The organism is Streptomyces sp. NPDC002896, from assembly GCF_040295225.1.
Lineage (GTDB): Bacteria > Actinomycetota > Actinomycetes > Streptomycetales > Streptomycetaceae > Streptomyces.
The window spans coordinates 422339-441145 of sequence record NZ_JBEOVA010000004.1 but is presented as its reverse complement, the minus strand read 5'-3'; the positions used below and the strand labels follow the sequence as shown (position 1 = coordinate 441145).

Annotated in this window: 15 protein-coding genes; 12 read left to right on the top strand and 3 right to left on the bottom strand. The window is 71.9% G+C overall.

Going from position 1 to position 18807, the window contains the following annotated elements; translation table 11 throughout:
* Nucleotides 1–248 precede the first annotated feature (248 nt).
* The 8 genes from ABT009_RS09115 (at nucleotide 249) to ABT009_RS09080 (ending at nucleotide 7570) form a co-directional block, all read left to right on the top strand.
* A complete protein-coding gene (locus tag ABT009_RS09115; RefSeq protein WP_351291345.1) occupies nucleotides 249–1202 on the top strand; it encodes an aldo/keto reductase in 954 nt (317 codons plus the stop codon).
* A 237-nt stretch (nucleotides 1203–1439) separates the two neighbouring features.
* A complete protein-coding gene (locus ABT009_RS09110) occupies nucleotides 1440–1709 on the top strand; it encodes a hypothetical protein (RefSeq protein ID WP_351291166.1) in 270 nt (89 codons plus the stop codon).
* A 198-nt stretch (nucleotides 1710–1907) separates the two neighbouring features.
* Complete coding sequence (locus ABT009_RS09105; RefSeq protein ID WP_351291164.1) at nucleotides 1908–2951, top strand: LacI family DNA-binding transcriptional regulator; 1044 nt, start codon at nucleotides 1908–1910, stop codon at nucleotides 2949–2951.
* A gap of 170 nt (nucleotides 2952–3121) precedes the next feature.
* On the top strand, nucleotides 3122–3787 hold the full coding sequence (locus ABT009_RS09100; protein WP_351291162.1) for a ThuA domain-containing protein: 666 nt from the start codon (nucleotides 3122–3124) through the stop codon (nucleotides 3785–3787).
* Between the two features lie 126 nt (nucleotides 3788–3913).
* Entirely contained in the window at nucleotides 3914–5161 is a 1248-nt protein-coding gene (locus ABT009_RS09095) for an alginate lyase family protein (protein WP_351291160.1), read from the top strand.
* 155 nt (nucleotides 5162–5316) lie between these two features.
* The gene (locus ABT009_RS09090; protein ID WP_351291158.1) at nucleotides 5317–5943 is read left to right on the top strand and encodes a YigZ family protein; all 627 of its coding nucleotides are present in this window, start codon (nucleotides 5317–5319) and stop codon (nucleotides 5941–5943) included.
* A 93-nt stretch (nucleotides 5944–6036) separates the two neighbouring features.
* On the top strand, nucleotides 6037–6543 hold the full coding sequence (locus ABT009_RS09085; RefSeq protein WP_351291156.1) for a MarR family winged helix-turn-helix transcriptional regulator: 507 nt from the start codon (nucleotides 6037–6039) through the stop codon (nucleotides 6541–6543).
* A gap of 109 nt (nucleotides 6544–6652) precedes the next feature.
* A complete protein-coding gene (locus ABT009_RS09080) occupies nucleotides 6653–7570 on the top strand; it encodes an AraC family transcriptional regulator (RefSeq protein WP_351291154.1) in 918 nt (305 codons plus the stop codon).
* A 34-nt stretch (nucleotides 7571–7604) separates the two neighbouring features.
* Here ABT009_RS09080 and ABT009_RS09075 read toward each other — a convergent pair whose 3' ends face one another.
* Nucleotides 7605–10310, bottom strand: a complete 2706-nt coding sequence (locus ABT009_RS09075; protein WP_351291152.1) for a family 78 glycoside hydrolase catalytic domain — start codon at nucleotides 10308–10310, stop codon at nucleotides 7605–7607.
* Nucleotides 10311–10681: 371 nt separating this feature from the next.
* Here ABT009_RS09075 and ABT009_RS09070 point away from each other — a divergent pair, with 371 nt between their 5' ends.
* Both ABT009_RS09070 and ABT009_RS09065 read left to right on the top strand, forming a co-directional pair.
* Nucleotides 10682–11914 carry an exonuclease SbcCD subunit D gene (locus ABT009_RS09070; RefSeq protein WP_351291150.1) on the top strand — a complete coding sequence of 411 codons (1233 nt, stop codon included), beginning with the start codon at nucleotides 10682–10684 and terminating at the stop codon, nucleotides 11912–11914.
* On the top strand, nucleotides 11911–14919 hold the full coding sequence (locus ABT009_RS09065; protein WP_351291148.1) for an AAA family ATPase: 3009 nt from the start codon (nucleotides 11911–11913) through the stop codon (nucleotides 14917–14919). Before ABT009_RS09070 ends, ABT009_RS09065 begins: the two co-directional genes overlap by 4 nt.
* A 42-nt stretch (nucleotides 14920–14961) precedes the next feature.
* Here the strand turns inward: ABT009_RS09065 and ABT009_RS09060 are convergent, their stop codons facing one another.
* Complete coding sequence (locus ABT009_RS09060; protein ID WP_351291146.1) at nucleotides 14962–15408, bottom strand: Lrp/AsnC family transcriptional regulator; 447 nt, start codon at nucleotides 15406–15408, stop codon at nucleotides 14962–14964.
* Nucleotides 15409–15544: 136 nt separating this feature from the next.
* On the opposite strand from ABT009_RS09060, the gene ABT009_RS09055 reads away from it, so the two are divergent.
* Nucleotides 15545–16042: a rhodanese-like domain-containing protein gene (locus ABT009_RS09055; RefSeq protein WP_351291144.1), complete on the top strand. Its 498-nt coding sequence runs from the start codon at nucleotides 15545–15547 to the stop codon at nucleotides 16040–16042.
* Between the two features lie 106 nt (nucleotides 16043–16148).
* Nucleotides 16149–16994 (top strand): SDR family oxidoreductase, encoded by an 846-nt coding sequence (locus ABT009_RS09050; RefSeq protein ID WP_351291142.1) that lies wholly within the window; start codon nucleotides 16149–16151, stop codon nucleotides 16992–16994.
* A gap of 80 nt (nucleotides 16995–17074) precedes the next feature.
* Here ABT009_RS09050 and ABT009_RS09045 read toward each other — a convergent pair whose 3' ends face one another.
* Nucleotides 17075–18775 (bottom strand): DUF885 domain-containing protein, encoded by a 1701-nt coding sequence (locus tag ABT009_RS09045; RefSeq protein ID WP_351291140.1) that lies wholly within the window; start codon nucleotides 18773–18775, stop codon nucleotides 17075–17077.
* Between the last annotated feature and the right edge of the window lie 32 nt (nucleotides 18776–18807).

Here is an 18807-nt window from a genome sequence, read left to right as displayed (position 1 = left end):
CGCCGCGAGTTTGGTCTCTGCGCAGAACATCGCGGATCCTCTGGCGATTCCCTCTGCTCGCGAGCCGGTGCCGATCGGTCGGCGAAACCGGTTTCCTTCACCCGCCCTTTCGGCGCAAGATGTACCCCGCACGCCCGGGCCGGCCACCCGACCCACCCGCACACCAGCCCCGAGGGCCGCTCGGAGCACGACAGGAGAGTCCCGTGAAACCCGCCCCTTACCTTGCCGCGGACGACCGCTACTCCGGCATGCAGTACCAGCGCTGCGGCCGCAGCGGGGTGCTGCTGCCCAAGGTCTCGCTCGGTCTGTGGCACAACTTCGGTGACACCGCTCCGCTGGAGACACAGCGCGCCGTGCTGCGGCGGGCCTTCGACCGCGGCGTCACCCACTTCGACCTCGCCAACAACTACGGCCCGCCCTACGGCAGCGCGGAGGCCAACTTCGGCACGATCTTCGCGCAGGACTTCCGCCCGTACCGGGACGAGCTGTTCATCGCCACCAAGGCGGGTTACGACATGTGGCCCGGGCCGTACGGCGAGTGGGGTTCGCGGAAGTACCTGCTCGCGAGCCTGGACCAGTCGCTGGAGCGCATGGGCCTCGACTACGTCGACGTCTTCTACTCGCACCGCCCGGACCCCGACACCCCCATCGAGGAGACCGTGGGCGCCCTCGACACCGCGGTGCGCCAGGGGAAGGCGCTGTACGCGGGACTGTCCAACTACAGCCCGGAGCAGATGGTGCGGGCCGCGGCGGTGCTCAAGGAGCTCGGGACGCCGCTGCTGATCAACCAGCACCCGTACAGCATGCTGGACCGCGGGATCGAGCGCAGCGGTCTGATCGCCGCGTCCGCCGAGGCTGGCGCCGGTGTCATCGCCTTCTCGCCGCTCGCGCAGGGCCAGTTGACCGACCGCTATCTCGACGGTGTGCCCGCCGACTCGCGGATGGCCATCGGTCACTTCCTCAAGAGAGACGCCCTCACCGAGGAGAAGGTGGCTCTGCTCCACGCGCTCAACAAGTTCGCGGGTGACCGCGGGAACACGCTCGCGCAGCTCGCCCTCGCCTGGGTGCTGCGTGACCCGCGCGTCACCTCCGTGCTCATCGGGGCGAGCAGTGTCGCGCAGCTGGACCAGAACCTGGGCGTGCTGGACGTACCGCCCTTCGACGAGGGTGAACTCGCCCAGCTGGACGAGCTGCTGGGGTAGTCGAGGCCGGTTTCTGTTCTCTGCCGAAGGGGCGGGCAGCATGCGTGCTGCCCGCCCCTTTCGTGTCCCACCATGGAAACCGGTCGCTGTGTGCTTTAACGGTCGATCCGGCGTAGTCGGCTCCGCAGGCGTACTTGGACCGGGCTGCTTTCGACTTCAAGTCCATTGACCCTCCGCTTCGCGCACGCCTAGCGTAGAGACCGGTTGCTATAGACGGTTGCTGTACGACGACAGCTGATGCCGTCACCGATCCCGAGCCGGAGGCCATTGCTCATCGGGCTGGGCCCCGCAGACGCTCGGATCGCCCCGGCCGCCTCGGCCGGCCGCGCGGCGCTGCCGCTCGTCGAGGTCGAGCTCGCCGGGCACGGCCGCACCGGCACGTCCGGCAAGCGCCATGTCGACGGTCTGGTGTCGCGTCGGCTCCGCTACGAGAGCCATGAGACGGCGGACGACCAGCTCACCGTACGCCTGGCCGACCCGGAGACGGACCTGCGTGCCGCGCCGTGACGCTGGTCCACGGGCCGTCGTCGAGGGTGGAGCTCGACCACGCGGGCTCCCGGCTGCGGGTGTCGCTGCCGGAACCGTACTCGGCGGTACTTCTGCGGCTGCACCACGCCCGAGCTGCACTATCGTGAGCGCCGACGGGGATGGACCTCTGGGGCGAGGAGAGGCAAAGTGGCAGGGACAGCCGGGAGACCGGGGGGTATGTCCGGCGGTGAGGCCTCGACGGTGAGGGATGTCGCCAAGCGCGCCGGTGTGTCGCCGTCGACGGTGTCCCGCGTGCTGGGCGGCACGTATCCGGTGGCCACGGCGACCCGCGCCAAGGTCCTCAAGGCCATGCGCGAACTGGACTACGTGGTCAACGCCCATGCCCGTGCCCTGGGCGGCTCCACGAACAAGACGGTCGCCTTCGTCGTCGACGACGTGACCGGCCCCTTCTACGCCCATATCGCGCGCGGAGTGGAGGAACAGGCATCGGCCGAGGGCCGGCTGTGCATGCTCTGCACCACGCACGGCGACCCCCAACGCGTCCTCGCCGTCGTGGAGTTGATGCGGGAGCAGCGGGCCGACTGCGTGATCGTCGTGGGCGGCGCCTGGGAGGACAAGGCCTACCAGGACCGGATGACGCACTTCGCGCACGCCCTGGACCGGGCGGGCTCGCGACTGGGGCTGGTGGGCCGTCCGCCGCTGGGGGACGGGGTGCCCGCGACGGTCGTCGAGTACGACAACGAGGGCGGCGCCTTCGCCATGACCACGCATCTGCTGAGCCAGGGCCACCGGCGGATCGCCTATCTGGGCCGGATACCCCAGCTGTCCACCAGCAGGGAGCGCCTGCAGGGCTTCGCCAGCGCCCACGAGATGCTGGGCCTCAGCCCCGACCCCAGGCTGATCAAGGACGGCGTCTTCTCACGCAGCTACGGCTATCAGGCCACCCGGGAACTCCTCGCCTCCAAGGCCGACTTCAGCGCGATCTTCGCGGCCACGGACATGGTGGCCGCGGGCGTGCTGCAGGCGTTGCGCGAGGGCGGGGTGCGCGTGCCCGAGGACGTCTCGGTGGCCGGATACGACGACATCCCCGTGGCGCTCGACATGTATCCGCAGCTCACCACGGTGAACGTGCCGCACGAGGAGCTGGGCCGTACCGCCGTGCGCCTCGCGCTCCACCGCGACGAGCTGCCCGACAGCCAGCACCAGGTGCTGGGCACCCACATCGTCGTCAGGGGGTCGACCCGGCGCCGCGGGAAGTGACGCGGACCGGGCGCTGTGGCCCCCGTTGCCGCCGGGCGGCTCCGGACTATCGCCGCTTCCGGTGGCGCGGTCGAAATTTTCGGTTCGGTACCGGGTGGTGCCGGTTGTCTCGGGTGCCGCCATCATGGACACCGGTTTCCCCCACACGCTTGCCTCTCTGGAGCATCACCATGCCGCACGGTCGGCCCCAAGTCCTCGTCTACACCCGTACCACCGCCTATCGGCACGACTCCATCCCGGACGGTATCCGTGCCTTCCAGGAGCTCGGTGCGGAAAACGGTTTCGACGTCCAGGCGACGGAGGAGCCGGAGGCGTTCGATGGCGGGCTCGACCGGTACGCGGCTGTGGTGTTCCTCTCCACCAGCGGTGAAGTCCTCACACCGCGGGGGAGGGAGCAGCTGAAGGGATACTGCGCCTCCGGCGGCGGCTTCATGGGTGTGCACGCGGCAGCCTGCACCGAGTACGACTGGCCGTTCTACGGCGAGCTGCTTGGCGCACGCTTCGCCCGCCACCCCGAGCTGCAGCCAGGCGTCCTCACCATCGAGGACAAGGAGCACCCGGCCACTCGCCACCTGGACGCCATGTGGGCGTTCACCGACGAGTGGTACGACTTCCGGGCCAGTCCGCGCGGTGCCGTGCGCGTACTGGCCTGTGCCGACGAGTCCTCGTACGAGGACGGGGGGATGGGGGACGACCATCCGCTCGTCTGGTGTCACGAGTACGGCGGCGCCCGGGTGTTCTACACCGCGCTCGGCCACACCGCCGAGGCCTACGACGATCCGGACTTCCGCGCCCATCTGCTCGGCGGCCTCCGCCACGTGGCGCACATGACCTGATCGCCCGCGGCCGCAGCGCGCGGCAAGGACCGGGCCACCCCGGTGTGATCTTGCGCCACACCGGGGTGGCCCCCCAACGGCACGCACGTCTCCGAAAGTCCGACCCCCACCAGACAGGAGAGACACGTGAGCCGCACGAACACGCACAGAAAGCACTTAGCCAGCGGTATCAGTCGTCGCGGGATGCTGAAGGCCGCCGGCGGGCTCGCACTCGCCGGAGCTGCGGGCGCCGCCACCACGGCCCTCACCGGCGGCACCGCGGGCGCTGCCCCGGCCACCTTCACGCACCCCGGCATGCTGCACATCTGGGGCGACCTCAACCGGGCGAAGGTACGGGTGGCCGCAGGGACCGATCCCTGGCTCTCCGGCTGGAACCGGCTGACCGCCAACTCCCACTCCCAGTCGACCTGGACGCCCAACCCGCAGGCCACCATCATCCGCGGCGGCACCGGCCAGAACTACGGGATCCTCTACAACGACATCCACGCGGCCTACCAGAACGCGTTGCGGTGGTGGGTCACCGGTTCCACCGCACACGGCGACTGCGCCCGGAACATCCTCAACGCCTGGTCGGCCACGCTGACCTCGGTCACCGGGAACGCCGACCGGTTCCTCGCCGCAGGCATCTACGGCTACCAGTTCGCCAACGCGGCCGAGCTGATGCGCGGCTACTCCGGGTTCGACCTGGAACGCTTCAAGCGGATGATGCTCAACGTGTTCTACCCGCTGAACAACCAGTTCCTCACGGGGCACAACGACGCCTGCATCACCAACTACTGGGCGAACTGGGACTTGTGCAACATGAACTCGATCCTGGCGATCGGGATCCTGTGCGACGACGCCGCCAAGTACGACCAGGCCGTCAACTACTTCAAGAACGGTGCGGGCAACGGCGCCATCAAGAACGCCATCCCCTTCGTCTACGACAGCCAGGGGCTCGCCCAGTGGCAGGAGTCGGGCCGCGACCAGGGCCACACCGTCATGGGCATCGGGCAGATGGGCGCCTTCTGCGAGATGGCCTGGAACCAGGGCGAGGACCTGTACGACTACGACAATCGCCGCTTCGAGAAAGCGGCCCAGTACGTCGCGAAGTACAACCTCGGTGAGGACGTCCCGTTCACCAAGTACACCTGGGGTACCGGCCAGAACTGCGCGTACAGCGAGCACACCGTGATCTCGTCCGCGAGCCGCGGGCAGCTCCGGCCGGTGTGGGAGATCCTCCACTACCACTACGCCAGGCGCCGCAACCGGTCCGTCCCGTACATCTCCCGCATGGCGGCGCAGGTCTACCCCGAGGGCGGCGGCGGGGACTATGGCTCGACCAGCGGCGGCTACGACCAGACCGGTTTCGGCACGCTGGCGTACGCGAAGTGAGTCCCCGGTCCCTGTCCTGACCTGACCTGACCTGACCTGCAGGGCAGGCGCCGGTCGCGGCACGCGCGCGTGGCGGCCCCCTCCGTCACGCGCGCGTGCCGTCACGCTCCGTACCGCCGGCCCTGCGGCGGTCGCGCACCGCATACGCTGGCCCGATGCAGGACGAGTACCGCACGGTGGGCCGCGAGGGCGTGCACGAGATCGAGATCAACCGCTCGCGCTTCCTGTGCGCGCTCGCGCCCGCTGCCACCGAGCAGGAGGCCCAGGACTTCGTCGCCCGCGTCCGCAAGGACCACGCGAACGCCACCCACAACTGCTACGCGTACGTCATCGGCGCCGACGCGGCCGTGCAGAAGGCGAGCGACGACGGCGAGCCCGGCGGCACCGCGGGCGTGCCCATGCTCCAGATGCTGATGCGCCGCGACATGCGCTACGTCGTCGCCGTGGTAACCCGCTACTACGGCGGGGTCAAGCTCGGCGCGGGCGGACTCATCCGCGCCTACGGGGGAGCGGTCGGCGAGGCGCTCGACACACTCGGCACCGTCACCCGCAGGCGTTTCCGGCTCGCCACAGTCACCGTCGACCACCAGCGCGCCGGCAAGGTCCAGAACGATCTGCGGGCGACGGGACGCGAGGTCCGCGACGTCCGCTACGGCGAGGCGGTCACTATCGAGATCGGGCTGCCGGACGCCGATGTCGAGGCCTTCCGCGCCTGGCTCGCCGATGCGACGGCGGGCACGGCGGGGTTCGAGCTGGGCGGAGAGGCGTACGGGGACGCCTGACGGACCGCGGCACCCAGCCGCGTCACGCGACGCGAGGGGTGCGCGCTACCAATCCGATTGAAGCTTCAAACGGATGGGCGGTAGGGTGTGGCCATGCCCACGACGTCACGCTGGCTCAACGCCGAGGAGCAACGGGCCTGGCTGGCCTATGTCGACTTCTCCACCCTGCTCACCGACTACCTGAACCGGCAGCTGCGGCGCGACGCCGGCATGACCCACGCCGACTACAGCCTGTTGGCCCACCTCTCCTCGGCGCCCGACCACGCCCTGGGCATGTCCGACCTGGCCCGGCGCCTGAAGATCACCCGCAGCCGGCTCACCCACGCGGTGAACCGGCTGCGCGAGGCCGGCCTCGTCGACCGGCGTGAGGACCCTGCCGACGGCCGCGGCCAGCTCGCCATCCTCACCGACGAGGGCCACGCCCTGCTCGACCAGGCCGCTCCCGGCCACGTGGAGGCCGTACGCCGGGCCGTCTTCGACGCCCTCACCCCCGAACAGGTGCGGCAACTCGCCGAGATCGGCGAAACGATCAGCGACGCCCTGCACCGCGTCGAGACCGCCGAGCTTGACCCGGCGGTGCTGCCCTGGCGCCGCCGGTAGCGCACCATCCGACGCACCCCCTTGGAGGGCGTGGGCCGCGCCTGCCCGCAGGCCGTCATCCCCGCCGACCGCTTGCCCACTCGGCCGGGTGGCTGTGTATACAGGTCGCATGGGGCAGGCACCGGTGGATGAGGCGCAGGGCATGCTCTTCCTCACGGAGGGTCTGCCGGTGTATGCCGGGCAGTACGTGCACGAGGGCACCCTTGCGCCGCACACGCACAGCTTCGTGGAGGTCGTGGTCGTCATCGGCGGCGACGGCGTGCACCACGCGCTGGGGGGTCGTCGGCGGCTCGGGGCCGGAGACGTGCTGCTGCTGCGGCCGGGGGTCTGGCACGGCTACGAGGACTGCCGCGGTCTGGAGATCTACAACTGCTGCTTCAGCACCGAGCTGCTGCGGCGCGAGCTGGCGTGGATGCGCGACGACCCGTTGCTGGGCCATCTGCTGTGGACGGGGCCGCGCTCGGCGCACCGCAGGGGGCTGCTCGGCTTCCGCCTCGACGCGGTGGCGCTCGCCGAGAGCCGGAGCCATCTAGACGCCCTGGACGGACTGCGGCACGCGTCGGTCGGGCTGCACCGGGCCGACCTCATGGGCCTGCTGTCCCTGCTCCTCGGCGTACTGGCGCGCGCAGCGGCCGCGGAGTGTCCGGACCGTCCGGAGGCGCGAGGGCGGACGCACCCCGCCGTCGTACGGGCCATGCGGTTGCTGGAGGAGCGGCCCGCGCATCCGTGGACGGTGCCGGAGCTGGCCGATGAGCTTCACCTGTCACCGGGCTATCTGACGCGCCTGTTCAAGTCGGTCACCGGGCAGCCCCCCATGGCCTATCTGTCGCAGCATCGCGTGGAGCTGGCCGCGGCCATGCTGCTGCACACCGAACTCCCGGTCGGGCGCATCGGCCGGGAGGTCGGCTGGCCGGACCCGAACCTGTTCGCCCGCCGGTTTCGCGCCCATGCCGGGCTGAGCGCGACCGCCTACCGGAAGAGGTTCGCGGACGGCGGGAGCCACCAGGCGGTGAGTCCTCAGCGGTGAGCCGCCACGCGATGAGTCGTCACGCGGTGAGCCGTCAGGAGGTCAGCGTCAGGCGGTGAGGGCCGGCGCCGAGCGTCAGCGCGCTGCGGCCGTGCGCACCGGAAAGGCGCAGGCCGGTGGCCGCCACTGGTGCGGCATCGGCACGGACGGCGGACCACGTCCCCGGCGGAAGGACGAAGACACCCGACGCGCCGACGGGTATCTCGACGTCCGCGGTGAACGACGACCCGTCGGCCTCCCACCGGATCGCCGCAGTGCCGTAAGGAGTGCTCAACTCGGCGCGTGCCCAGGTCAGTTGTCCGCCCGGTACGGGTGCAAAGACGATCCGGCGGTAGCCGGGGGCGTCCGGATCGGGGGCGAGGCCGGTCACCGTGCGGTAGAGCCAGGCGGCGACCGCGCCGTACGCGTAGTGGTTGAAGGACATCATCGACCCGCCGCCGTCCATGCCGCCGGCGTGGATGGCGTCGTCCTCGCCGATGGCGTCCCACCGTTCCCACACGGTTGTCGCGCCGTGCCGCACCTGGTGCAGCCAGCCTGGGCAGCGGTCGTTGAGCAGCAGTTGGTACGCCTCATCGTGGTGTCCCGTGGCGGTGAGCGCGGGCAGCACCAGAGGGGTGCCCAGGAATCCGGTGGCGATCCGGCCTTCTGCCTTGCGTACGAGACCGGCGAGGTGTTCGCCGATCCGCCCTCGGTCGGCGGCGGGCGCGATGCCGAGTTGGAGGGCGATCGCACAGCCGGTCTGTGTGGTGGCAGCCACCGTCCCGTACCTGCCCCATGCCGCCTGCGCCGCGCGGTCGCCCAACTCGGCGTAGCGGTCCGCTTCGTCCGTGCGTCCGAGGATCCGCGCGGCCCGCGCCAGGAGCCGGGCGCTGTGGGCAAGACAGGATGTGGCCACGAACTCGGTCGGCGTGGTCGCCTCGTGCGGCCGGTCCGGAGGGGCGCCCGGGTCCAGCCAGTCGCCGAAGTGGAAGTCGCCCGACCAGATGCCGTCGGCGTCCAGACGGCCGGCGCACCAGTCGACCCAGCCGCGCATCGAGTCGTACTGGCCTTCCAGTACGTCCAGGTCTCCGTACGCCTCGTACAGCGCCCAGGGGACGGTCACCGCGGCATCTCCCCAGCCGGCGCTGCCGTACTCCCAGTCCTCGTCGCCCAGGAGGTGCAGGACATTGGGGACGACGTGGGGCACGCAGCCGTCGGCGCGCTGGTCCGCGACCAGGTCGCGCAGCCAGTTCCGGAGGAACGAGCGGCTGTCGAAGGTGTGACAGGCCGTGGGCGCGAACACCTGGATGTCGCCGGTCCAGCCCAGACGCTCGTCACGCTGCGGGCAGTCGGTGGGCAGGGACAGGAAGTTGCCGCGCTGGGACCAGACGGTGTTCTCGTACAGGCGGTTGACGTCCGGGTCGGAGCAGGCGAAGTGGCCGGTACGGGCCAGGTCCGATGCGACCACGACCACCTCCACGTCGCTGATCGTCACGCCGGGCTCCGCGGTGATGTCGGCGTACCGGAAGCCGTGGAAGGTGAACTGCGGGGTGAGCTGTACGGGCCCGGTGCCGGACAACACGTACCGGTCGGTGGAGGTGGCGCCCCGCAGTGGAGCGGTGTGCAACTGACCTGCGGCGTCGAGCACTTCGGCGTGCTGTACGGTCACGGCCCGGCCCTCGGCGCCCTCGGCCGTGATCCGCAGGTACCCGGTGACGTTCTGCCCTGCATCGACGCGCAGCCCGCCCCGCGGGGCCGGGGAAAGGGCCGGGCGCCGGGTCTCCACGGCCCGTACGGCGGGCATGGTCCGCTGCTCCAGCGCGGGAGGGAGGTCCAGGAGCTCGACCGGAGACCATGCGCTGTCGTCGAATCCCGGCCGCTGCCACCCCTCGGGGCGGCGGCGCAGGTCGATGACGCTGCCCTCGTACAGCCCGGCCGACAGCACATCCCCGGTCGCCGCCCGCCAGGTGCCGTCGGTGGCGACCACGAGGCGCTGCCCGTCGGCGAGGGTGACTTCGAGCTGGGCGAGGAGGGCCGAGGCGTCGCCGTAGACGTTGCGTTTGGGCGGAGAGAGCCACGTGAGGGTGCCCCGGTACCAGCCGTCGCCCACCGTGGCGCTGATGACGTTCGCGCCCGCCTTCAGCAGCGGAGTGACGTCGTACGTGGCGTACAGCAGGCGGTGTCCGTAGCTGGTCCACCCCGGCTCCAGCAGGTCTTCGCTCACCGCCAGGCCGTTGACGCGGGTGTCGTGCACGCCGAGCGCGGTGACGTACAGGCGCGCGGTCCGTACGTGCGTGGGCAGGTGGAACTCGCGGCGGAAGACCGGGGCGGGGCCTGGCCCGCTGTGGCCCACTTCGCTTCCGAGCGCGATGGGACGGGCCGGCCAGTCCGACCGCTCCAGCAACGCGGCCTCCACCCGTGCCGGGTCGCTCCACGCCGTCCACCCGCGATCGGTGCACACCCGCACCCGCCACCAGCGCACCTCCCTGCTGCGCAGCGCGGGACCGGCCATCACCACGTCCTGCCGGCGCTCCGAGTGCACCACCCCGCTGCCGGCCACCCCGTTGCGGAAGCCGTCGTCGGACGCGGTCTGCACCTCGTAGCACCGTTGCCGGGCGGACGAGCGCTCCGAACCGAGCCGCCAGCTCAGCAGCGGCCGGGCAGCGGCCGTCGCGACGAGGCCCGAGTCGTCGGCGGTGCGCAGGCCCACCACATTGACCGTCGGATCAGTGGATTCACTCGCGGCAGCGGACATGGCCATCACGAAACAGGTCTCCTGCGTCCCTCGGGAAAGTGATCTGAACGTGCGCTCACGGCACGCGCGCGTGGCATCCATCACGTCAGCCAGTGGGGAAGAGCCCGCGGAACGGCCCGCAGGTCACCTCTGTCTCCTCGATGATTCCGCTGTCCACGGCAGGGTTCCTAGGCCGTTCCGCACCGCGACGAGGACGAAACTGCCATCGGGGTGAGCCATCCGCCCGTGGTCGCTCGGGCCGGGTGGCAAACTAAGGTCGGTGAGGGACGCGGTGCCGGCCGACACCGGCGTGGCCGCTGCTGACAGTGGTGCCCGTGCCGGAATCGTGCTGGTCTCGGGGGCGGAGGAACGGAAAACATGCAGGTCGGAGTGGTGCTGTGAGAATCCTGCACACCTCCGACTGGCATCTCGGCCGTGCGTTCCACCGCGTGAGCATGCTCGATGCCCAGGCCGAGTTCATACGGCACCTCGTCGCCACCGTGCGTGAGCGCGACGTGGACGCCGTCGTCGTCTCGGGAGACGTGTACGACAGGGCGGTGCCGCCGCTCGCGGCCGTCGAGCTGTTCGACGACGCACTGCACCGGCTCGCGGAGCTCGGCGTGCCCACCGTGATGATCTCGGGCAACCACGACTCCGCGCGCCGCCTCGGTGTCGGTGCCGGACTCATCGGCCGCGCGGGCATCCATCTGCGCACCGAGCCGGCCGCCGCCGGAACTCCCGTGGTCCTCCCGGACGAGCACGGGGACGTGGCGTTCTACGGACTGCCGTACCTCGAACCGGCACTGGTCAAGGACGAGTTCGGGGTCGAGAAGCCCGGCCATGAGGCGGTGCTGGCGGCCGCCATGGACAGGGTGCGCGCCGACCTCGCTACGCGCGCAGGCGGCACCCGGTCCGTCGTCCTCGCGCACGCCTTCGTCACCGGCGGCGAAGCCAGCGACAGCGAGCGCGACATCACCGTCGGGGGCGTCGCCTCCGTGCCGTCCGGGGTCTTCGACGGCGTCGACTACGTGGCGCTCGGGCATCTGCACGGCAGCCAGACCATCACCGAGCGGGTGCGCTACTCGGGGTCTCCTCTTCCGTACTCCTTCTCGGAGGCCGACCACCGCAAGAGCATGTGGCTCGTCGACCTCGGGCCGGCCGGCGAGCTGGGCACGGAGCGCGTCGACTGCCCGGTGCCGCGGGCGCTCGCCCGCATCAGGGGGCGGCTGGACGAACTGCTCGAGGATCCGGGACTCGCCCGCCACGCAGAGGCGTGGGTCGAGGCAACCCTCACCGACCCGGTGCGCCCCGCCGAGCCCATGGCGCGGCTCACCGAGCGCTTTCCCCACACCCTCAGCCTCGTCTTCGAGCCCGACCGGGCCCCCGAGGACCCGGACGTGTCGTACGGGCAGCGCCTCAAGGGGCGCAGCGACCAGCAGATCGCGGAGGACTTCGTGGCCCATGTGCGCGGTGCGGGACCCGACGAGCGGGAACGCGAGGTGCTGCGGGACGCGTTCGACGCCGTGCGCGCCGACGACGCGGTCCTGCAGGACGGCGTGCGCGAGGGCCGGCGCGGGGGCTCGGGCGGGGAATCGCGCGAGAGCACGGGCCGGCGCGAGGTGGCCCGGTGAGGCTGCATCGGCTGCGTATGACGGCCTTCGGGCCCTTCGGCACCACTCAGGAGGTGGACTTCGACGACCTGTCGGCCGCCGGGCTGTTCCTGCTGCACGGCCCGACCGGTGCCGGGAAGACGTCCGTTCTGGACGCCGTGTGCTACGGGCTCTACGGCTCGGTACCGGGTGCCCGGCAGGCCGCCGCAGGCCAGGGCACGAACCTGCGCAGCGACCACGCGGCACCCGCCACCCGCACCGAGGTGTGCCTCGAACTCACCGTTGCTGGGCGCCGGCTGGAAATCACCAGGCAGCCGCCGTGGGAGCGCCCGAAGAAGCGCGGCACGGGCACCACGACGGAGAAGGCGCAGAGCTGGCTGCGCGAGTACGACGCCACGGCCGGCTCCTGGAAGGACCTCAGCCGCTCCCACCAGGAGATCGGTGAGGAGATCAGCCAGCTGATCGGCATGAGCAAGGAGCAGTTCTGCCAGGTCGTGCTGTTGCCCCAGGGCGACTTCGCGCGCTTCCTGCGGGCCGACGCGGAAGCGCGAGGCAAGCTGCTCGGGCGGCTCTTCGACACCGGCAGGTTCGCCGCCGTCGAGCAGCGCCTGGCCGAGCGGCGGCGCGGCACCGAGGCCGAAGTGCGCGACGGGGACACGCAGTTGCTCGCCGACGCGCACCGTATGCAGCAGGCCGCGGGGGACCGCGTGGAGCTGACCCTGCCCGACCTGGCGCCCGGCGACCCGGGTCTTGCCGAGGCCGTGCTGGCCTGGGCCGCCGTCGCGCGCGCCGGCGCCCGCGAGCGGCTCACCATCGCGCACGCCGCCCTGTCGGCCGCCGAGTCGGCAGGGGCCGCGGTACAGCGGCAGCTCGCCGACGCCCGGGAAGTGGCCCGGCTGCAGCGCCGGTTCGCCGAGGCGCGCGAACGGGCCGAGCGGCTGGAGGCGCGTGCGGACGAGTACCGCATGTACCGGGCCCGTATGGAGCGCGGCCGCAAGGCCGAGGCGGTGGCACCCGCGCTGGACCTGCGCGAGGCCGCCGAGCGCGAGCACCGCCGGGCCGCTGCGGAAGAGGCACGCGCGCGTGCCGCACTGCCCGAGAGGTTCGCGGACGCCGGTGCGTCCGGGCTCGCGGCCGCCGCCCGCAAGGCCGCCGAGGAGCTCGGCGGCCTCGACTCGGCCCGCCGAGCCGACCAGCGCCTGGCCGAAGTGGCCACCGAGCGCGCCGAACTGGACCGCCAGGAGCGTGCCGACGAGGACATCCTCCAGGACGCGGCGAGCTGGCTCGACGGGTGGGACGAGACACGCGCCGCCCTCCAGGGACGCATCGACGCCGCCCAGGAGGCGGCGACGCGCGCCGAGCACTTCGCCGGTCGGCTCGAGCCGGCTCGGGACAGGCTGGCCGCCGCCCGACGCCGCGACCAGCTCTCCGCCGAGGCCACCGAGGCGCATGAGCGGTCCATGACCGCCCGTGAGCGTGCCACAGCCGCCCGCGAGCACTGGCTGACGCTCAAGGAACAGCGCCTGCAGAACATCGCCGCCGAGCTCGCCGCGAACCTCACCGACGGCGAGCCCTGCGCCGTCTGCGGCGCCACCGAACACCCCGCGCCCGCCCCGAAGGCCGCAGGCCACGTCGACCAGCAGGCCGAGGACGCCGCGCTGGCCGCCCACCGCCGCGCCGACGACACACGCGCCGATGCCGAGCAGCGGCTGGGTGTCGTACGCGCACAGCTCGCCGCCGCCACGGAGGCGGCGGGTGACGCCACCACGTCTCAACTCGCCGAAGATTACGAGGAGTTGCAGCGTCAGCATGCGGAGGCGCGCGGCCTGGCGTCCGGGCTGCACCCGGCCCGTGAGGCACTGGACCGGGCCGGGCGCGAGCACGAGCGCAGGCTCGCCGCCCGGCAGGAGGCCGGGCAGCGGGCCGCGTCGCGCGCCTCCCGGCGCGACCTCCTCGACCGCGAAAGGGCTTCGCTGGAGGAGGAGTTGGCCCAAGCGCGCGGCGCCGCGGTCAGCGTCGCGGCAAGGGCCGCCCAGCTGGAACGGCAGGCGGCCATGCTGACCGAGGCCGCCGACGCCGCCAGGACCGCCGAGGAGACCGCCAAGCGGCGCAAGGACGCCGACGCGCGACTCGCCGACGCCGCCTTCCGCGCCGGGTTCGACACGCCGGAGGCCGCCGCGACCGCCCTGCTCGACGACGCACAGCACCGCGAGCTCCAGCACCGCATCGACGCCTGGCAGCACGAGGACATGGCCGTACGATCCGTCCTCGCGGAACCCGACACGTCCGCTGCTGCCGACCTGCCGCCCGCGGACGTCCGGGCCGTCGAGCAGACCGCCGACCTGGCCGACCGGCGGGTGCGCGACGCGGCGTCCGCGCGGGACGCGGCCGCACGGCGGTGCACCGAACTGGACCGGCTGTCCACGAGGTGCGCGGCATCGGTCCGCCGACTGGCGCCGCTGCGCGACGAGTACGATCGCGTGGCCCGCCTCGCCGGGCTCGCGGCGGGCACCTCCGCGGACAACGAGCGCAAGATGCGCCTCGAGTCGTACGTGCTCGCCGCCCGCCTCGAACAGGTCGCGGCCGCCGCGACCGCGCGGCTGCAGCGCATGTCGTCCGGCCGGTACACGCTGGTGCACTCCGACGACCGCACGGGACGCGGCCGTTCGGGCCTCGGCCTGCATGTCGTCGACGCCTGGACGGGCCGCGAGCGCGACACCGCCACGCTCTCCGGCGGCGAGACCTTCTTCGCGTCGCTCGCGCTCGCGCTGGGCCTCGCCGACGTCGTGACCGACGAGGCGGGCGGGGTCCGCCTCGACACGCTGTTCATCGACGAGGGCTTCGGCAGCCTCGACGACCAGACGCTCGACGAGGTCCTGGACGTCCTCGACTCCCTCCGGGAGCGCGACCGCAGCGTCGGCATCGTCAGCCATGTCGCGGATCTGCGCCGCCGTGTCCACGCGCAGTTGGAGGTCGTCAAGGGCAGGTCCGGGTCGGTGCTGCGGCAGCGCGCGATCAGCGGGTAGCCGGGACGATCAGGGCCGGCCTACAGCGCAGACGCCCCGGGATCAGCGTGTGACGGGGCGGCGCGGCAGCGGCGAGGAGTACACGACGCTCGTGGTGACCGACCCCAGCGCCCCGATCTTGCCCGAGATCTCCTCGAGATGGCTCATCGAGCGTGCGGCGACCTTGATCACGAAGCAGTCGTCGCCGGTGACGTGGTGGGCCTCGAGGATCTCGGGTGTCGCGGCGACCAGGTCGTGGAACGGCTTGTAGTTGCCGTTCGGATAGCGCAGCCGGACGAACGCGAGGATGGGCAGGCCGACCCGCTCCGGGTCGACCACGGCCGCGTACCCCTGGATGACGCCCGCCTCCTCGAGCCGGCGCACCCGCTCGGTGACGGCGCTCGGGGACATGGAGACGGCGCGCGCGAGCTCCGCGTAGCTGGCGCGGCCGTCGTGCTGCAGGGCCTCGAGGATGCGCCAGTCGGTGGCGTCCGTGGAATAACCGGTCATGGCCGAGAGATACCAGGGGAATCCTCGGCCGATCAAGCCGGATGCCGGGAATCGTGCCTTCAGCGTGACGATCATGAACCGTAGATTTGCTCACGCCCAGGCAGCAGAACCCCAGACCCTGCGGAGGACCGACACCATGACCGCCACCCGCCCTACTTCCGGCATCAGCACGGCAGCCACCAACCCGGTTCTGCGGGTGCCCCCGGCATCGCCCGCCGCTGCCGCCGCGTACTTCGGCGCGAGTCTCGCCTTCCACGCCGACGTGTCCGACGTGGCGGCCGCGATCGCCGGCGACCCCGGCTTCGTCGTCGTCGACTCCCGGTCCACCGAGGCCTGGGACCAGGGCCATGTGCCCGGCGCGGTCCACCTGCCGACCGCACTCATACCGCAGCAGGCCGAGCAGCTGCTCGACAGGTCCGTGCCCGTCGTCACGTACTGCTGGGGTCCCGGCTGCAACGGCGCGACGCGCGCCGCACTGGCCCTCGCCGAACTCGGCTACCAGGTCAAGGAGATGCTCGGCGGCTTCGAGTACTGGGTCCGCGAGGGCTTCGCATACGAGACCTGGCAGGGCCCCGACCAGCGCTCGGCCGACCCGCTGACGGCGCCGGTGGAGGGGGACGACTGCGGGTGCTGAGGGGCACGCCCCTACCCGGTCGCTCGGCGGCGGCCACCGCTCGATGGTGGCGCGGCGACCCGAAAATCGCGTGCCGACGGCGGTACCGGAGCGCACCATGATCTGCATGCCCCGACTTCCGCAACCCACCGCGGCACAGTTGCGCCGCGACCCGCTTCCGCTGCGCGGCCGCACCGCGCTCGTCACCGGTGCCAGCCGCCGCGGAGGCATCGGGTACGCAGTGGCCCGCCGCCTCGCCGCGTACGGGGCGAGCGTCTATCTGCACCACCACGTGCCGCACGACGCCGACCGGCCCTGGGGCGCCGACCGGCCGGAGGACGTCGTCGCCGGGGTACGGGAGGCCCGGGCCGACCCCGACGCCCGGGTTCTCGACAGGCCCGGCGACCTGTCCGATCCCGCGGCCCCGGCCGAGCTCGTCCGTACGGCCGCCGAGGCGCTCGGCGGCCGCCTCGACATCCTCGTCGCCAACCACGCGCTCAGCGGTGACGACGGACCTCTCGACACGATCGACGCCCGGATGCTGGACGCACACTGGGCGGTCGACACGCGGTCCGTGATCCTGCTCGTCCAGGCCTTCGCCCGGCTGCGCGCCGAACTCCCGCCCCGTACACCGGGCGGGCGGGTGGTGATGATGACGTCGGGACAGGACATCGCCGGCGGTATGGCGGGTGAGATCGCGTACGGGCTGCAGAAGGGCGCCCTGGCCTCCGTCACACGTTCCCTCGCGACGACGCTCGCCGCGTACGCGATCACCGTGAACACCGTCAACCCGGGCCCGGTGGACACCGATTACCTGTCAGGCGAGGCGTACGACAGGATCGCCGCCATGTTCCCGGCGGGCCGGTGGGGCATGCCCGACGACCCGGCCCGGCTCATCTCCTGGCTGGCGACGGACGAGGCCGAGTGGATCACGGGCGAGGTCATCAACTCGGAGGGCGGCTTCCGCCGTTGAGGTAGCGCGTCCACGCACCGGCGGCCCGGGCGCGTCCGCCTGTACGGACGTGCGCGGGCCACCGGATGGTCGGGGCCGGCTCAGAGGTTCGACAGCTCGTCGACCAGGTCGTCGAGGCCCAGCGAACCCTGTGACAGGGCCGCCATGTGCCAGGCCTTCGCGTCGAAGGCGTCGCCGTGCCGCTTCCTGGCGTTCTCGCGGCCGAGCAGCCAGGCGCGCTCACCGAGTTTGTAGCCGATGGCCTGGCCCGGGATGGACAGGTACCGGGTCAGCTCGCTCTCGACGAAGTCCGCCGGCCGGCTGCTGTGCGCCGCGAAGAACTCCTGGGCCAGCTCCGGGGTCCAGCGCTCACCGGGGTGGAATGGCGAGTCCGCCGGAATCTCCAGCTCCAGGTGCATGCCGATGTCGACGATGACGCGCGCCGCGCGCATCATCTGCGCGTCGAGGTAGCCGAGCCGCCGCTCCGCGTCGGTGAGGAAGCCGAGTTCGTCCATGAGCCGCTCCGCGTACAGCGCCCAGCCCTCGACGTTGGCGCTCACTCCGCCGACGCTCGCCTGATAGCGGGACAGGTCTTCCCGGACATGCGTCCACTGCGCCAGCTGGAGGTGGTGGCCGGGAACACCCTCGTGGTACCAGGTCGACACCAGGTCGTAGACCGGGAAGCGCGTCTGCCCCATGGTCGGCAGCCAGGTGCACCCGGGGCGCGAGAAGTCCTCCGACGGAGGCGTGTAGTACGGAGCCGCGGCGCTCCCCGGCGGAGCGATACGGGACTCGACCCTCCGTACCCGCTCGGCGAGGTCGAAGTGCGTGCCGTCCAGCGTCTCGATCGCCTCGTCCATGAGGCCCTGGAGCCAGCGCTGCACCTCGTCGACGCCCTCGATGTGCGTGCCGTGCTCGTCGAGATGGGCCAGTGCCACCCAGGGCGTGGCCGCACCGGGCTGGATCTTCTCGGCCTCGGCCTTCATCTCGCCCAGGAGCCGGTGGTACTCGGACCAGCCGTACGCGTACGCCTCGTCGAGATCGAGGTCCGTGCCGTTGTAGTAGCGGGACCAGCGGGCGTACCGCTCCCGGCCGACCGTGTTCGGCGCGCCTTCGATCGTCGGCGCGTACACGTCGCGCATCCAGTCGCGCAGGGCGGCGACGGCGGCGGTGGCCTGGCCCGCGGCCTCGTCCAGCTCGGCCCGCACTGCGTCCGGCCCTGCGGAGGCGAAGTCCTCGAACCAGCCGCGACCGGAGCCGGTGTCCGCCCACTCGGACAGCTGCTCGACGAAGGTCGCGGTGGGGCGCGGACCCGCGTACAACTTCCGTTCCAGACCGAGCGTGAGCGACTCGCGGTAGCCCTCCAGGGCGGCCGGTACGGCACGCAGCCGCTCGGCGATGGCGGCCCAGTCCTCCTCCGTCTGCGCGGGCGTCACGGTGAACACCGTGCGCACCGAGTGCGCGGGCGAGGACAGATTGCTGACGGCACGCAGCCCCTCGTCGGCGTCGTGCACGGCCAGCTCGGCGGCGAGCCGCTCGCGCAGCAGCTTTCCGCAGCGGCGCTCGATACCGTTGTCCGCGCCGGGTCGGCGCTCGGCCTCGTCGAGCCGGGCGAGGGTGCGCCGGGAGAGCTCCGCGAGCGCCTCCTGGCCCGCGGGGGAGTAGTCGGGCAGCTTGCTGGAACTCTCCTTCACACCGAGATACGTGCCGGTCACGGGGTCGAGGGCGATGAGCTCGTCGACGTAGGCGTCGGCGACCTCACGGGGCAGCGGGCTCTGGCTCTGGCTCGTGGTCTCTGACATACGGCCATCCTCGTACGGGGCACCGGGGCGCG

Excerpts from the sequence above, each read along its gene's own strand:
- ABT009_RS09115 (WP_351291345.1), top strand. The coding sequence starts at position 249 with ATGCAGTACCAGCGCTGCGGCCGCAGCGGGGTGCTGCTGCCCAAGGTC.
- ABT009_RS09110 (WP_351291166.1), top strand. The coding sequence starts at position 1,440 with ATGCCGTCACCGATCCCGAGCCGGAGGCCATTGCTCATCGGGCTGGGC.
- ABT009_RS09105 (WP_351291164.1), top strand. The coding sequence starts at position 1,908 with ATGTCCGGCGGTGAGGCCTCGACGGTGAGGGATGTCGCCAAGCGCGCC.
- ABT009_RS09100 (WP_351291162.1), top strand. The coding sequence starts at position 3,122 with ATGCCGCACGGTCGGCCCCAAGTCCTCGTCTACACCCGTACCACCGCC.
- ABT009_RS09090 (WP_351291158.1), top strand. The coding sequence starts at position 5,317 with ATGCAGGACGAGTACCGCACGGTGGGCCGCGAGGGCGTGCACGAGATC.
- ABT009_RS09085 (WP_351291156.1), top strand. The coding sequence starts at position 6,037 with ATGCCCACGACGTCACGCTGGCTCAACGCCGAGGAGCAACGGGCCTGG.
- ABT009_RS09080 (WP_351291154.1), top strand. The coding sequence starts at position 6,653 with ATGGGGCAGGCACCGGTGGATGAGGCGCAGGGCATGCTCTTCCTCACG.
- ABT009_RS09075 (WP_351291152.1), bottom strand. The coding sequence starts at position 10,310 with ATGGCCATGTCCGCTGCCGCGAGTGAATCCACTGATCCGACGGTCAAT.
- ABT009_RS09060 (WP_351291146.1), bottom strand. The coding sequence starts at position 15,408 with ATGACCGGTTATTCCACGGACGCCACCGACTGGCGCATCCTCGAGGCC.
- ABT009_RS09055 (WP_351291144.1), top strand. The coding sequence starts at position 15,545 with ATGACCGCCACCCGCCCTACTTCCGGCATCAGCACGGCAGCCACCAAC.
- ABT009_RS09050 (WP_351291142.1), top strand. The coding sequence starts at position 16,149 with ATGCCCCGACTTCCGCAACCCACCGCGGCACAGTTGCGCCGCGACCCG.
- ABT009_RS09045 (WP_351291140.1), bottom strand. The coding sequence starts at position 18,775 with ATGTCAGAGACCACGAGCCAGAGCCAGAGCCCGCTGCCCCGTGAGGTC.